Raw genomic sequence first — 14,867 nt, 5'->3', positions numbered from 1 at the left:
GCCCGGTTACATTCCGAACCCGGAAGCTAAGCCTTACAGCGCCGATGGTACTGCAGGGGGGACCCTGTGGGAGAGTAGGACGCCGCCGAACAATCATTCAAAAGGGTTGGACCCCGAACTTCGGTTCCGGGTCCAACCCTTTTTTGTTCTGCGTCACTTGACGTTCACGTTGCGCGACGAGCATCCACTCCATGAGTACTGCTGCACTGCTCAGGGCCGCCGGTGTCGGAGTGGGTGACGAGGTCGTCGTACCGGCCTTCGGGAACGTGGAAGTCGCCGAAGCTGTGGCGATGGCAGGGGCGCTGCCGGTGTTCGCCGACATAGATCCGGCCACGTACTGTCTGGAGCCGGCCGCGGTGGAGGCGGCCGTAACTCCGCGGACGGCAGCCGTCGTTGTCGTACACCGCTTCGGAAGGCCCGCCGACGTCGGGCGGTTGCACGCGCTCGGCCGCCGGCACGGGCTGCTGGTGCTGGAGCACGGGGAATCCGAGGCGCCGTACGACGAGATGGCTCGGCGACGGGAGCGGGCGGCGTTCCTCGACGCCAGGTTGAGGGGCGTGCGGACGCCCGAAAGCGGAGTCGGGCACACCTATCAGCAGTACGTCGTGCGGGTGCCGGGGAACGGCCGGCCCGACCGGGACGCCTTCGCACGTGCCATACGAGGCAAGGGCGTTGAGTGCCGCGTACCGGTGAAGACCCCCGTGCACCGGATGCCCGAGTTCCGGCGGTGCGTGTCCCTGCCCGAGACCGAGCGGGCCGCCGACGAGACGCTCGCGCTCCCCGTGGACGCGTCGCTGACCAAGCGGGACATGCAGCGGATCGCGGCGGCGTGCAATGCGCTGGGCGGGCTGCTCCAGCCGACCGGCTGAGCGGAGGTTGGGAACACGGGTCCGTTCGGGGTATGATCTATTCCGTTGGCGAGCGGGAAACCCCGCACACGGCAACAGGCCCCTATAGCTCAGTCGGTAGAGCGTCTCCATGGTAAGGAGAAGGTCAACGGTTCGATTCCGTTTGGGGGCTCGGACAGAAAGGCCCCGCCCATTCGGGCGGGGCCTTTCTCATGCCTTGCGGGAGTGTCTTGCAGGGGCGTCCTGCGGGGAGGGCACCCGCTAATCCGTGTGCAGGCCCGGTACGCGCATGGCGAGGATCGCCATGTCGTCGGACGGGGGCTCGGAGGCGAAGCGTTCCACGGCGCGCATGATGCGGGCCGCGACCGCGCCGGCCGTCAGACCGGTGCAGGTGGTCAGGACGTCGGCGAGGCCGTCGTCACCCAGCATGCGGGGACCCTCACGGCGTTCGGTGACACCGTCGGTGACGCAGAGAAGCACGTCGCCGGGATCGAGGGTGACCGTCTGCTCGTACAGCTCCAGGTCCTCGATGACGCCGAGGAGGGGTTGCGGCTCCGCCGCCGGTTCGACCGTGCCGTCCTGGCGCAGGCGGAGCGGGAGGGGATGGCCGGCGCAGACCACCTTCAGTTCCGCGCTGCCGTCGCCCTGCGGGCGCATCTCGCCGTAGAGGAGGGTGAGGAAGCGGCTGCGGGCGCCCTCGTCGAGGATCGCGGAGTTGAGGCGCTCCAGGACCGCCGGGCCGCTGAGGCCCTCACGGGCCAGCAGCCGGAGCGCGTGCCGGGCGAGACCGGTCACGGCCGCCGCGTTGGGGCCGGTGCCGCAGACGTCGCCGATGGCGAAACCGTACGCGCCGTCGCTGATCGGGAAGAGGTCGTAGAAGTCGCCGCCGACCTCGTTGCCCTCGCCGGCCGCGCGGTAGATGACCTCGACCTCGACGCCGTCGATCGTCGGCAGCTCCGGCGGCAGGAGGCTGCGCTGGAGGGACTGGCTGATGGCCGTGCGCTCCGAGTAGAGGCGGGCGTTGTCCAGGGCCAGGGCGGCCCGCCGGGAGAGGTCCTCGGCGAGCTCCAGGATCTCCTGGCGGAAGTGTTCGTCGGTCGGCTTGCCGAGCGTCAGCATGCCGATGACCCGGTTGCGGGCGACCAGGGGCAGGACCACCGTCTCGCCGCCGACCGCGGAGGCCGTCGCGAGGGTCGGACCGATGCCCGTGGTGACCTGGCGGGTCGGGCCGCCGCTGAGGCCGAGGCTGCGCATGGAGGTACGCAGGGCCGCCCGGTGGGCGACCTCCGCGGGCGCGGACCAGACGCGGGCGCCGGGCGTGGGGACCGGATCGGGCGGGGCGATCTTCGACAACAGGGACTTGATGCCGTCGATCAGCTCCTCGTCCTCGTGCAGCACGTAGGAGAGGTACGGCTCGGAGGCCTGGTCGGCGATCGTGTAGACGGCGCACCAGGTGGCGAGGGTCGGCACCGTCATCTGGGCCATCAGGGCCAGCGTCTGGTCCCGGTCCAGGGTGCCGGCCAGCAGGTCGGAGGCCTCGACGAGGAAGCTGAGCGAGCCGCGGCGCAGGCGCTCCAGTTCGCCCAGGCGGGCCGACTCGACGGCGAGCGCGATGCGGTCCGCCGCGAACTGCAGGCGCAGCGCCTCCTCGTTGGAGTATCTGCCGGGTGCCTCGGCGGCGACACCGAGGGAGCCGGTGAGGCGGCCCTCCACCTTCAGCGGGACGGTGACGACCGAGCGCATGCCGGTGCTGTTGAGGAGAGGCACCGCGCCGGGGACGGCGGTCAGGTCCTCGTGGACTGCCGGCATGCGGGCGGAGCCGTAGCGGCCGGGGCCGGCCTCGACGGGGACGCGGGCGAAGCGCTGGCGGGCCGAGGGCAGGCCGGTGGAGGCGCGGACCTCCAGTTCCGTCTCGTCGTCGGTGGCGAGGAGCAGGAAGGCGGAGTCGCCGTCGAGCATGTCGCGGGCGCGTTCCACCGTGCGCTGGAGCAGCCCGTCGAGGTCGTCAGGGGCCGGGGAGCCGATGAAGACCTCGAAGGGGTCGGTGCTCTGTCCCTCGGAGGTCCCGGACTTGTCGGACGCGGGGCCGCGCAGTGGGGTCTGCAGAACCGCCCGTTCGTGGTCGCGGACGAGGAGGCAGACCGTTGACGGTTCGCCGTCGGTGTCCCGGACCCGCAGGTGGGAGGCGTACACGGGGATCACTCGGCCGTGGGCGCCCCTGATGCCGTAGCTGCCCTCCCAGCGGGAGAGCTGGAGCGCGTCGGCGATGCCGGTGCCGGTGCCCGGGGTGTGCGGCCAGGCCGCGAAGTCGGTCAGCGGCTTGCCGGTGACCTGCTCGGCGGAGTAGCCGAAGAGTTCCTCGGCGTCCTCGTTCCAGGCGGTGACGGAGCCGGTCCGGTCGATCTGGACGACGGCGACGCGGACCCGGGTGTCGGCGAGCGGGAGGAGGTGGGCCGGCAGGGAGGGGCCGGCGGTGCGGGTGCCGACCGGGCGCTCGGGAAGGTCGAGCCGGAACCAGACGGTCTTGTGGGTGGGGGTGTAGTCCACGCCCCAGTGGCCGGCCAGGGCCGCGCACAGCTGGAGCCCGCGGCCGCCCTCGCGGTCGGGGCTGCCCATGTTGACGGGCGAGCCCTGGAGGGGGATCTCCCGCTCCGGATACCGGTCGGCCACCTCGATCCGTACGCCTTCGTCGCTGCGCAGACAGAGCAGGTCGGCGGAGGTGCCGGCGTGGACCACGGCGTTGGTCACCAGTTCGCTGGTGAGGACCACGGCGTCGTCGACGATGTCGGCGAAGCCCCAGCCCTGCAGGGTGTCGCGGACGAAGGAGCGGGCGCTCGCGACCGATCGCCCCACGGGCTCGAAGCTGGCGGCCGCGCGCGCGGTGATCACAGAACTCCCCATATGTCGGCGGCCCCTGCCCCTCCATGCCCGATTCCCCGGCTCGCTCGGTACAGGGTAGTCGGCCAGTGGATCGGTGTTCAGGGGGTATCCCCTGCGTCCTCCGGGGGATACCCCCTGAACACCGACGCGACGCGTCTCGCGTCACAGGTCGGCTGATGAGCCTCGAGAAGTTGCCGAACCGTTGTGACTCCGCTTGACCCGGAGGCCCGCTTCTCGCTGGAGCCGCATCCGACGAAGGACAAGCCCTGCCCGGCTGCTCAACGAGGCGCGACGTTGTGAGTTACGGTCATAGGTCGGCACGGTGGAACACTGGGCAGGCTTCTCGCAAACGTCCGGGCGGGGCGAGTGCCCGCCGCCCACAGTGGGCAGCAGCCCGGAAAGCGGTCCGGCACGCGGATCGCGCCGGGCGGCAGTGCGGGAAAGCAGCAGCAATCGGTCCGCCGAGCGTGGTGGCACCCAAGAACAGCGGTAACGGTCGACCCCTGCGGGAGGGACACAGTGGAGTCTGGCGCAGCGACGCGGGGCACGAAGACGACGCGCGCGAAAGGCGGACAGTCCCTGAGCAAGCCGGGAAGGACGCGGGGCGGGACCACGACCGTGGACACGGCGGCCCTGAACCGGCTGATGACGGCGCTGGTGGCGATGCGGGACGGGAACTTCCGCAAGCGGCTCACGGTGTCCGGCGACGGCGTGATGGCGGAGATCGCGGCGGTCTTCAACGAGGTGGCCGACCGCAATCTGCATCTGACGGGTGAGCTGGCGCGGGTGCGCCGCATGGTCGGGCGTGAGGGGAAGCTCACGGAGCGGCTGGAGACGGGGGCCTCCGAGGGGTCCTGGGCGACCGCGATCGACAACTCGAACGCGCTGGTGGACGACCTGGTGCGGCCCGTGTCCGAGGTGAGCCGGGTGCTGTCGGCGGTGGCCGAGGGTGATCTGTCGCCCCGCATGGAGCTGCGGACGCAGGCGGCGCCGGAAGGGGCCGGGCATCCGCTGCGGGGCGAGTTCCTGAAGGTCGCGCGGACGGTGAACAACCTGGTCGACCAGTTGTCGACGTTCACCGACGAGGTCACGCGCGTGGCCAGCGAGGTGGGCACCGAGGGCAAGCTGGGCGGTCAGGCCCAGGTGCGCGGCATGTCCGGCTCCTGGAAGGACCTGACGGACTCCGTCAACACGATGGCGGAGCGGCTGACGGCACAGGTGCGCGACATCGCGCTGGTGACGACGGCCGTCGCGCGCGGTGATCTGTCCCGCAAGGTCACCGTGCACGTCGAGGGCGAGATGCTCGAGCTGAAGAACACCGTCAACACGATGGTGGACCAGCTCTCCGCGTTCTCCTCGGAGGTGACACGCGTCGCGCGTGAGGTGGGCACGGAGGGCGCCCTGGGCGGCCAGGCGCAGGTGCCCGGAGTGGACGGAGTGTGGAAGGAGCTCACCGATTCCGTCAACACCATGGCCGGGAACCTCACCGCTCAGGTGCGCGGGATCGCCGAGGTGACGACGGCGGTCGCCAACGGTGACCTGTCGCGGAAGGTGACGGTGCCGGCGCGCGGCGAGGTCGCGCAGCTCGCCGAGACGATCAATCAGATGACCGAGACGCTGCGGATCTTCGCGGACGAGGTCACGCGGGTCGCCAACGAGGTCGGGGCCGAGGGACGGCTGGGCGGTCAGGCGAACGTCCCGGGGGCGGCGGGGACGTGGAAGGACCTGACGGACTCCGTCAACACGGTGTTCCGGAACCTCACCACTCAGGTGCGTGACATCGCCGCGGTGACGACGGCGGTCGCCAACGGTGACCTGTCGCAGAAGGTCACCGTGGACGTGGCCGGCGAGATGCTGGAGCTGAAGAACACCGTCAACACGATGGTGGACCAGCTGTCCTCCTTCGGTGCGGAGGTCACGCGCGTGGCGCGCGAGATCGGTGTCGAGGGTGAGCTGGGCGGTCAGGCGCAGGTGCCGGGGGCGGCGGGGACGTGGAAGGACCTGACGGACTCCGTCAACACGGCGTTCCGCAACCTCACCGGACAGGTGAGGAACATCGCCCAGGTGACGACGGCGGTCGCCAACGGTGACCTGTCGCAGAAGGTCACCGTGGACGTCTCCGGCGAGATGCTCCAGCTGAAGAACACCGTGAACACGATGGTGGACCAGCTGTCGAGCTTCGCCGACCAGGTCACGCGGATGGCCCGGGACGTGGGTACGGAGGGCCGGCTGGGCGGTCAGGCGCGCGTGGACGGCGTGTCGGGCACCTGGAAGGAACTCACCGACTCCGTCAACTCGATGGCGTCGAATCTGACCGGTCAGGTGCGCAACATCGCGCAGGTGACGACGGCCGTCGCGCGGGGTGACCTGTCGCAGAAGATCGACGTCGACGCGCGCGGGGAGATCCTGGAGCTCAAGAACACCATCAACACGATGGTGGACCAGCTGTCGTCGTTCGCCGACCAGGTGACGCGGGTGGCCCGCGAGGTGGGTACGGAGGGCCGGCTGGGCGGTCAGGCGCAGGTGCCCGGGGTCGCCGGTGTGTGGCGGGACCTGACGGACTCCGTGAACGGCATGGCGTCGAATCTGACCGGTCAGGTACGCAACATCGCCCAGGTGGCGACGGCGGTGGCGCGCGGCGACCTGTCGCAGAAGATCACCGTGGACGCGCGCGGGGAGATCCTGGAGCTCAAGAACACGCTGAACACGATGGTGGACCAGCTGTCGTCGTTCGCCGAGGAGGTCACGCGGGTCGCCCGTGAGGTGGGTACGGAGGGCATCCTCGGCGGTCAGGCCGAGGTGCAGGGGGTCTCCGGCACCTGGAAGGACCTCACGCAGTCGGTGAACGGCATGGCGAACAACCTGACCCTCCAGGTGCGCAACATCGCCGAGGTCACCACGGCGGTCGCCAAGGGCGACCTGTCGAAGAAGATCACCGTCGATGCCAAGGGCGAGATCCTGGAGCTGGTGACCACCGTCAACACGATGGTGGACCAGCTGTCGTCGTTCGCCGAGCAGGTGACGCGGGTGGCCCGTGAGGTGGGCACCGAGGGCATCCTGGGCGGCCAGGCGCACGTGCCGGGTGTCACGGGCATCTGGAAGGACCTGAGCGACAACGTCAACCTGATGGCGAAGAACCTGACCACTCAGGTGCGGAACATCTCCCAGGTGTCCGCGGCCGTCGCCAACGGCGACCTGTCGCGGCAGGTCAGCATCGAGGCGCGCGGTGAGGTGGCGCAGCTCGCCGACACCATCAACATCATGGTGAAGACGCTGAGCGCGTTCGCCGAGCAGGTCACCAAGGTGGCCCGCGAGGTGGGCACGGACGGCATCCTGGGCGGTCAGGCGCACGTGCCGGGTGTGGCGGGGACGTGGAAGGACCTCACCGAGTCGGTGAACCAGATGGCGTCCAACCTGACCGGTCAGGTGCGCAACATCGCCATGGTGACGACGGCCATCGCCAAGGGTGACCTGACGAAGAAGATCGACATCGACGCGCGCGGGGAGATCCTCGAGCTGAAGACCACCATCAACACGATGGTGGACCAGCTGTCGTCGTTCGCCGAGGAGGTCACCCGCGTGGCCCGCGAGGTGGGCACCGAGGGCCAGCTGGGCGGCCAGGCACGCGTGCGTGACGTGGACGGCACCTGGCGGGACCTGACCGAGTCCGTGAACGAGATGGCCGGGAACCTGACCCGGCAGGTGCGTGCCATCGCGCGGGTGGCGACCGCGGTGACCCGCGGCGACCTGAACCTGAAGATCGACGTGGACGCGTCCGGGGAAATCCAGGAACTCCAGGACTACATCAACAAGATGATCGCCAACCTGCGCGACACCACGATCGCCAACAAGGAGCAGGACTGGCTCAAGGGCAATCTCGCCCGCATCTCCGCGCTGATGCAGGGCCGCCGTGACCTGGAGGACGTGGCCTCGCTGATCATGAGCGAGCTGACGCCCGTGGTGTCCGCGCAGCACGGCGCGTTCTTCCTCGCGATGCCGCTGGTCGACGGCGAGGACCTGAACGCCGCGGACGACGACCAGTTCGAGCTGCGCATGCTCGGCTCGTACGGCTACTCCATGGGGTCCATGCCGACGTCGTTCGGGCCCGGTGAGGGGCTCATCGGGGCGGCCGCCGTGGAGAAGCGCACGATCCTCGTGCAGGACGCGCCCAGCGGCTACCTGAAGATCTCCTCGGGGCTCGGGGAGGCACCGCCGGCGCAGGTGATCGTGCTGCCGGTGCTGTTCGAGGGGAAGGTGCTCGGCGTCATCGAGCTGGCCTCGTTCACGCCGTTCACGCACATCCAGAAGGACTTCCTCAACCAGATCGCCGAGATGATCGCGACGAGCGTCAACACCATCTCGGTCAACACCAAGACCGAGCGGCTGCTCTCGCAGTCCCAGGAGCTGACCGAGCAACTGCGAGAGCGGTCGGCGGAGTTGGAGCAGCGGCAGAAGGCGCTCCAGGCGTCCAACGCCGAACTGGAGGAGAAGGCCGAGCTGCTGGCCCGGCAGAACCGCGACATCGAGGTGAAGAACACCGAGATCGAGGAGGCGCGGCAGGTCCTGGAGGAGCGCGCCGAGCAGCTCGCGGTCTCCATGCGTTACAAGAGCGAGTTCCTCGCCAACATGTCGCACGAGCTGCGTACGCCGCTCAACTCGCTGCTGATCCTGGCGAAGTTGCTCGCCGACAACGCGGAGGGGAACCTCTCCCCGAAGCAGGTCGAGTTCGCCGAGACCATCCACGGTGCCGGGTCCGACCTGCTGCAGCTCATCAACGACATCCTCGACCTGTCGAAGGTCGAGGCGGGCAAGATGGACGTCTCCCCGACGCGCATCGCGCTGGTCCAGCTCGTGGACTACGTGGAGGCCACCTTCCGGCCGCTGACCGCGGAGAAGGGCCTGGACCTGTCGGTGCGGGTGTCGCCGGAGCTGCCGGCCACGCTGCACACCGACGAGCAGCGGCTGCTCCAGGTGCTGCGCAACCTGCTGTCCAACGCGGTGAAGTTCACCGACTCCGGATCGGTCGAGCTGGTCATCCGGCCCGCCCGGGACGAGGTTCCGCAGGCCATCCGGGAGCAGTTGCTGGAGGCCGGTTCGCTGACCGACCCGGACGCGGACCTGATCGCGTTCTCGGTGAGCGACACGGGCATCGGCATCGCGGCCGGCAAGATGCGGGTGATCTTCGAGGCGTTCAAGCAGGCCGACGGCACCACCAGCCGCAAGTACGGCGGTACGGGGTTGGGGCTGTCCATCTCGCGGGAGATCGCGCAGCTGCTCGGCGGCGAGATCCACGCGCAGAGCGAGCCGGGCCGCGGCTCGACGTTCACGCTGTACCTGCCGCTGCACCCGAGCGAGCTGCCCCCGAACGGTTACCAGCAGCCCATGCCCGCGCTGGAGGCCGGTGACCTGGTGGCCTCGGCCGAGCTGACCGGGCCGCAGGTCGAGACGCCGGCCGAGGTGAAGTCGTACCGGGACACCCAGAACGGTCCGGCCGCGCTGTTCCGGCGCCGCCGCAGGATCACGCTCGAGCAGCGGCCCGCTCCGGAGGTCGAGCAGTGGTCGGACGCGGAGCGGCAGGAGCCGGCGCCCCGGCCGTCGAGCCGCGGCATCCGTTTCGGCGGGCAGAAGGTGCTGATCGTCGACGACGACATCCGCAACGTCTTCGCGCTCACCAGCGTCCTGGAGCAGCACGGCCTGTCCGTGCTGTACGCGGAGAACGGCCGCGAGGGCATCGAGGTGCTGGAGCAGCACGACGACGTGGCGGTCGTCCTGATGGACATCATGATGCCCGAGATGGACGGATACGCCACGACCACGGCGATCCGCCGGATGCCGCAGTTCGCCGGGCTTCCGATCATCGCGCTCACCGCGAAGGCGATGAAGGGTGACCGCGAGAAGGCGATCGAGTCGGGCGCCTCCGACTACGTGACCAAGCCGGTCGACCCCGATCACCTGCTGTCGGTGATGGAGCAGTGGATGCGGGGGGAGTGAGAGGGCGTCCGGAGGGGGCGCGAAGGTGACGGGAAGCTCCGGTGTTCACATGACGTTGCTGACGCGGTGTGCGCGAAGTCGTGTAGAAGTACGGGAATCGGGGAACCTTCTGGTCTCCCGCTGCGTTTCTGCTACGTGCACAGTGACATCGCGGTGACAGGGTGTGGCGACGGGCGGGGTGCGGCTACGATGACCGGCACAAGGACGGGCGGCGCAAGGGAGTCGTCCCCTGGGGCGGTACCCGCGGGTACGTCCCCAGGTCCTGCGGACAGGGGAGGCCCCAAGCCGGGGCGAGGAGGGCGGGCCATGGTGCAGAAGGCCAAGATCCTCCTGGTCGATGACCGGCCGGAGAATCTGCTCGCGCTGGAGGCGATCCTCTCGGCGCTCGATCAGACGCTGGTGCGGGCATCGTCCGGGGAAGAAGCGCTCAAGGCACTGCTCACGGACGATTTCGCGGTCATTCTGCTGGACGTCCAGATGCCGGGCATGGACGGTTTCGAGACCGCCGCGCACATCAAGCGGCGGGAGCGGACCCGGGACATCCCGATCATCTTCCTCACCGCGATCAACCACGGACCGCACCACACCTTCCGCGGGTACGCGGCGGGTGCGGTCGACTACATCTCCAAGCCGTTCGACCCGTGGGTGCTGCGCGCGAAGGTCTCGGTCTTCGTCGAGCTGTACATGAAGAACTGCCAGCTGCGGGAACAGGCGGCTCTGCTGCGGCTCCAGCTGGAGGGCGGCGAGAAGGACGCGGCCGAGTCCAAGGAGCCGGCGGGGCTGCTCGCGGAGCTCTCGGCGCGGCTCGCGGCCGTCGAGGAGCAGGCCGAGGCGCTCACCAAGCAGCTCAACGACGAGTCGACCGACGCTGCCGCGGTGGCCACGGCCGCCCATCTGGAGCGCAAGCTCACGGGGTTGCGGCGGGCGCTGGACGCCCTGGAGCCCGGAACCGGCAGCGCGTCGTCGGTGCCGTCGCAGAACTGACACCGAGGACAAGGGCGTTGGCCGGGCACCCGACGCTCCGCGGGCGTGAGGCCGCGTCAACTGCGCGTCAATGTCACGCCTCGACAAGGGCGACACGAACGGGTGAAGCATCCGCCACGCGTGTCCCCAGCCGTCTCCACCGGTAACCTCACACCCATGGCCCCACGTCCCTCCGCAGCCAAGAAGCCGCCCGCGAAGAAGGCGCCCGCTTCCGCGAAGGCTCCGGCGAAGAAGGCCGTTGCCAAGAAGGTCCCGGCGAAGAAGATGCCGGCGAAGAAGGCTCCCGCCAGGAAGGCCGCGGCGAAGAAGCCCGCGCCCGCACCGGCCGCCCCGAATCCGACCAGCGGCGTCTACCGGCTCGTACGCGCCCTGTGGCTGGGCCTCGCGCACGCGGTGGGCGCCGTCTTCCGCGGCATAGGGCAGGGCGCCAAGAACCTCGACCCCGCGCACCGCAAGGACGGCCTGGCGCTGCTGCTGCTCGCCGTCGCCCTGATCGTCGCCGCCGGCACCTGGGCCGACCTGAAGGGTCCCGTCGGCGACCTCGTGGAGATCCTGGTCGCCGGGGCCTTCGGCCGGCTCGACCTGCTGGTGCCGATCCTGGTCGCCGTCATCGCCGTACGGCTCATCCGGCACCCGGAGAAGCCGGAGGCCAACGGACGGATCGTGATCGGTCTGTCCGCGCTCGTCATCGGCGTGCTCGGGCAGATCCACATCGGCTGCGGCTCGCCCGCGCGCGGTGACGGCATGCAGGCCATAAGGGACGCGGGCGGGCTCATCGGCTGGGGCGCGGCCACACCGCTGTCGGCGACCATGACCGACGTCCTCGCCGTGCCGCTGCTGGTGCTGCTCACCGTCTTCGGTCTGCTGGTCGTCACCGCCACCCCGGTCAACGCCATCCCGCAGCGCCTGCGGCAGCTCGGTGTGCGGCTCGGACTCGTCCGCGAACCCGAGCCGGAGGAGTTCGGCGAGGACGACGAGCGCTACGAGCAGCAGTGGCGCGAGTCGCTGCCCGCGAGCCGCCGCGGGCGGCGGCCGGCGCCCGAGGAGTACGACCCGGACGGCGCGGAGCAGGAGGTGCTGTCCCAGCGCCGGGGCCGGTCCCGCAGGCCCGCGGTGCCGAGGCCCGCCGTGGACCGGACCATGGACGCCGTGGACGTGGCCGCCGCCGCTGCCGCCGCGCTGGACGGCGCCGTGCTGCACGGGATGCCGCCCTCGCCGATCGTCGCCGACCTGACCCAGGGTGTGAGCACCGGCGACCGCGAACCGACCACACCGACACCCGTCCCGGCCGCCCGCCCGCAGCAGGAGAAGCCGAAGGGGGACAGGTCCCAGGACAGGCCGCAGCGGGACAAGCCGCCGGCCGGCGTCCTGGACATGACCAAGGAGCCGCCGCGCGAACCCCGTGACCTGCCCGCCCGCGCGGAGCAGCTCCAGCTCTCCGGCGACATCACCTACTCACTGCCCGCCCTCGACCTGCTCGAGCGCGGCGGCCCCGGCAAGGTGCGCAGCGCCGCCAACGACGCCATCGTCGACGCGCTGCGGAAGGTCTTCACGGAGTTCAAGGTGGACGCCGCCGTCACCGGCTTCACCCGCGGTCCGACGGTCACCCGCTACGTGGTGGAACTCGGCCCGGCCGTGAAGGTCGAGCGGGTGACCGCGCTGACCAAGAACATCGCGTACGCCGTCGCCAGCCCGGACGTGCGGATCATCAGCCCGATCCCCGGCAAGTCCGCGGTGGGCATCGAGATCCCCAACACCGACCGGGAGATGGTCAACCTCGGTGACGTGCTGCGGCTCGCGGAGTCCGCCGAGGACGACGACCCGATGCTGGTCGCCTTCGGCAAGGACGTCGAGGGCGGCTACGTCATGGACTCGCTGGCCAAGATGCCGCACATGCTGGTCGCCGGCGCCACCGGCTCAGGAAAGTCGTCCTGCATCAACTGCCTGATCACCTCGATCATGATGCGGGCGACCCCGGAGGACGTCCGGATGATCCTGGTCGACCCCAAGCGCGTGGAGCTGACGGCGTACGAGGGCATCCCGCACCTGATCACGCCGATCATCACCAATCCCAAGCGGGCCGCCGAGGCGCTCCAGTGGGTCGTGCGCGAGATGGACCTGCGCTACGACGACCTCGCCGCCTACGGCTACCGGCACATCGACGACTTCAACCGCGCGGTGCGCGAGGGGAAGGCCAAGCCGCCCGAGGGCAGTGAGCGGGAGCTGCAGCCGTACCCGTACCTGCTGGTGATCGTCGACGAGCTGGCCGACCTGATGATGGTCGCCCCGCGCGACGTCGAGGACGCCATCGTGCGCATCACGCAGCTCGCGCGGGCGGCCGGTATCCACCTGGTGCTCGCCACGCAGCGGCCGTCCGTCGACGTGGTCACCGGTCTGATCAAGGCGAACGTGCCGTCCCGGCTGGCGTTCGCCACGTCCTCGCTCGCGGACTCGCGGGTCATCCTCGACCAGCCCGGCGCCGAGAAGCTGATCGGAAAGGGTGACGGGCTGTTCCTGCCGATGGGCGCGAACAAACCGACGCGTCTGCAGGGCGCGTTCGTGACCGAGGAGGAGGTCGCGGCCGTCGTCCGCCACTGCAAGGAGCAGATGGCGCCCGTCTTCCGGGACGACGTCACCGTCGGGAGCAAGCAGAAGAAGGAGATCGACGAGGACATCGGCGACGACCTGGACCTGCTGTGCCAGGCGGCCGAGCTGGTCGTCTCCACCCAGTTCGGGTCGACGTCCATGCTCCAGCGCAAGCTGCGCGTCGGCTTCGCCAAGGCGGGCCGGCTGATGGACCTCATGGAGTCGCGGAACATCGTCGGACCGAGCGAGGGTTCGAAGGCTCGTGACGTTCTTGTGAAGCCTGATGAACTGGATGGCGTGCTCGCGCTGATCCGGGGGGAGTCTGAAGGGTAGGCGAACGGGAGGCGGTCGTCGCCTCCGGGCACCCGGGCGGTCGATCGTGACCCACCCGTTAGGGATCATCGAGCAACTGTTTCCCGTCGGTGCACGTCAAGTTGAGCGAAGCGACAAACCGCAGTCCCACCATCGGAATGTCGGGCCATTCCGATGGCGTACAAAGTCCTACCGCCCGGTTGCCCCATCCTCTCGTACCCCTCCTAGACTGAACCTCCAGCACAGGCGGCTACACGCTCGAAAGGCGCCCCCGTGTCCATCGGCAACTCCCCTGAAGACGAGCGTCCGTTCGAAGACGTTTCCGAGGAAGCCCGCCCTTCCGTCTCCGTCGGCCGAGCGCTGCGGCAGGCGCGCATCGCCGCCGGGCTCACCGTCGACGACGTCAGTACCGCCACCCGGGTCCGTATCGCCATCGTGCACGCCATCGAGGCGGACGACTTCGCTCCCTGCGGCGGCGACGTCTACGCGCGCGGGCACATCCGGACCCTGGCCAGGGCCGTGGACCTCGACCCTGCCCCGCTGATCGCCCAGTACGAGGCCGAGCACGGCGGCGGCCGTCCGGCCCCGACCCCGGCCGCCCCGCTGTTCGAGGCGGAACGCATCCGTCCGGAGCGGCGCGGACCCAACTGGACCGCGGCCATGGTCGCCGCGATCGTCGTCGTGATCGGCTTCGTCGGTTTCACGATGGTCAAGGGCGACGACGGCGGCAAGACGAACGTCGCCGACGGCGCCACCCCCAGCGAGTCGGCCGCCTCGCCCACCCCGAAGTCCGAGAAGACCGTCGCGCCCGAGCCGGAACCGTCGGACAGCGCCATCGCCGCCGCGCCGCAGGACAAGGTGACGGTCCAGGTCAGCGCCCCCGACGGACGCAGCTGGATCTCCGCCAAGGACCACAACGGCCGACTGCTGTTCGACGGGCTGCTCAAACAGGGCGATTCCAAGACCTTCCAGGACAGTGCCAAGATCAACCTGGTCCTCGGTGACGCCGGCGCGATCGACCTGTTCGTGAACGGCAAGAAGATCGAGGACGACTGGCAGCCGGGCGCCGTCGAGCGCCTCACCTACACCAAGGGCGACCCGCAGGCCGGATGACCCGGTGCGAAGGGTGCTTCGTGGGGGGGGGGGGGGGGGGGGGGGGGGGGGGCGCGCGCCCCCCCCGGGGGGGGGGGGGGGGGGCCCCCGCCGGGCGGGGGGGCGCGGGGGGGGCCGCCCCGGGGGGGGGGGGGGGGGGGGGGGGGGGCCGCC

The 14,867-nt window shown here is 70.1% G+C and carries 6 protein-coding genes, 1 tRNA gene and 1 rRNA gene; 7 read left to right on the top strand and 1 reads right to left on the bottom strand.

The features are described 5' to 3' along the window. From rrf to ACIA6T_RS35410, 3 genes are all read left to right on the top strand, one after another. Nucleotides 1-91: ribosomal RNA gene (gene rrf, locus ACIA6T_RS35420) — 5S ribosomal RNA — on the top strand; the annotation flags it as partial. Between the two features lie 115 nt (nucleotides 92-206). After that, nucleotides 207-869, top strand: coding sequence for a DegT/DnrJ/EryC1/StrS family aminotransferase (locus tag ACIA6T_RS35415; protein ID WP_399450611.1), 663 nt, complete (start codon nucleotides 207-209; stop codon nucleotides 867-869). A 78-nt stretch (nucleotides 870-947) separates the two neighbouring features. After that, a tRNA-Thr gene (locus ACIA6T_RS35410) sits at nucleotides 948-1,020 on the top strand. A gap of 89 nt (nucleotides 1,021-1,109) precedes the next feature. On the opposite strand, the gene ACIA6T_RS35405 is transcribed toward ACIA6T_RS35410, so the two are convergent. After that, nucleotides 1,110-3,749, bottom strand: coding sequence for a SpoIIE family protein phosphatase (locus tag ACIA6T_RS35405; protein ID WP_399450610.1), 2,640 nt, complete (start codon nucleotides 3,747-3,749; stop codon nucleotides 1,110-1,112). Between the two features lie 498 nt (nucleotides 3,750-4,247). Between ACIA6T_RS35405 and ACIA6T_RS35400 the strand changes: the two genes are divergently transcribed. The 4 genes from ACIA6T_RS35400 to ACIA6T_RS35385 all read left to right on the top strand — a co-directional run bounded on the left by ACIA6T_RS35400 (nucleotide 4,248) and on the right by ACIA6T_RS35385 (nucleotide 14,714). Beyond that, a complete protein-coding gene (locus tag ACIA6T_RS35400; protein ID WP_399450609.1) occupies nucleotides 4,248-9,719 on the top strand; it encodes a HAMP domain-containing protein in 5,472 nt (1,823 codons plus the stop codon). A 306-nt stretch (nucleotides 9,720-10,025) separates the two neighbouring features. Then, nucleotides 10,026-10,703 (top strand): two-component system response regulator, encoded by a 678-nt coding sequence (locus tag ACIA6T_RS35395; RefSeq protein WP_399450608.1) that lies wholly within the window; start codon nucleotides 10,026-10,028, stop codon nucleotides 10,701-10,703. A 156-nt stretch (nucleotides 10,704-10,859) separates the two neighbouring features. Beyond that, on the top strand, nucleotides 10,860-13,622 hold the full coding sequence (locus ACIA6T_RS35390) for a DNA translocase FtsK (protein WP_399450607.1): 2,763 nt from the start codon (nucleotides 10,860-10,862) through the stop codon (nucleotides 13,620-13,622). 252 nt (nucleotides 13,623-13,874) lie between these two features. Further along, on the top strand, nucleotides 13,875-14,714 hold the full coding sequence (locus tag ACIA6T_RS35385; RefSeq protein ID WP_399450605.1) for a helix-turn-helix domain-containing protein: 840 nt from the start codon (nucleotides 13,875-13,877) through the stop codon (nucleotides 14,712-14,714). Nucleotides 14,715-14,867: the final 153 nt, after the last annotated feature.

This window comes from Streptomyces sp. NPDC051740, from assembly GCF_044453165.1.
GTDB classification, from domain to species: domain Bacteria; phylum Actinomycetota; class Actinomycetes; order Streptomycetales; family Streptomycetaceae; genus Streptomyces; species Streptomyces atrovirens.
Note: the sequence above shows the minus strand (reverse complement) of the source record. Positions and strands in the feature narration are given on the sequence as shown.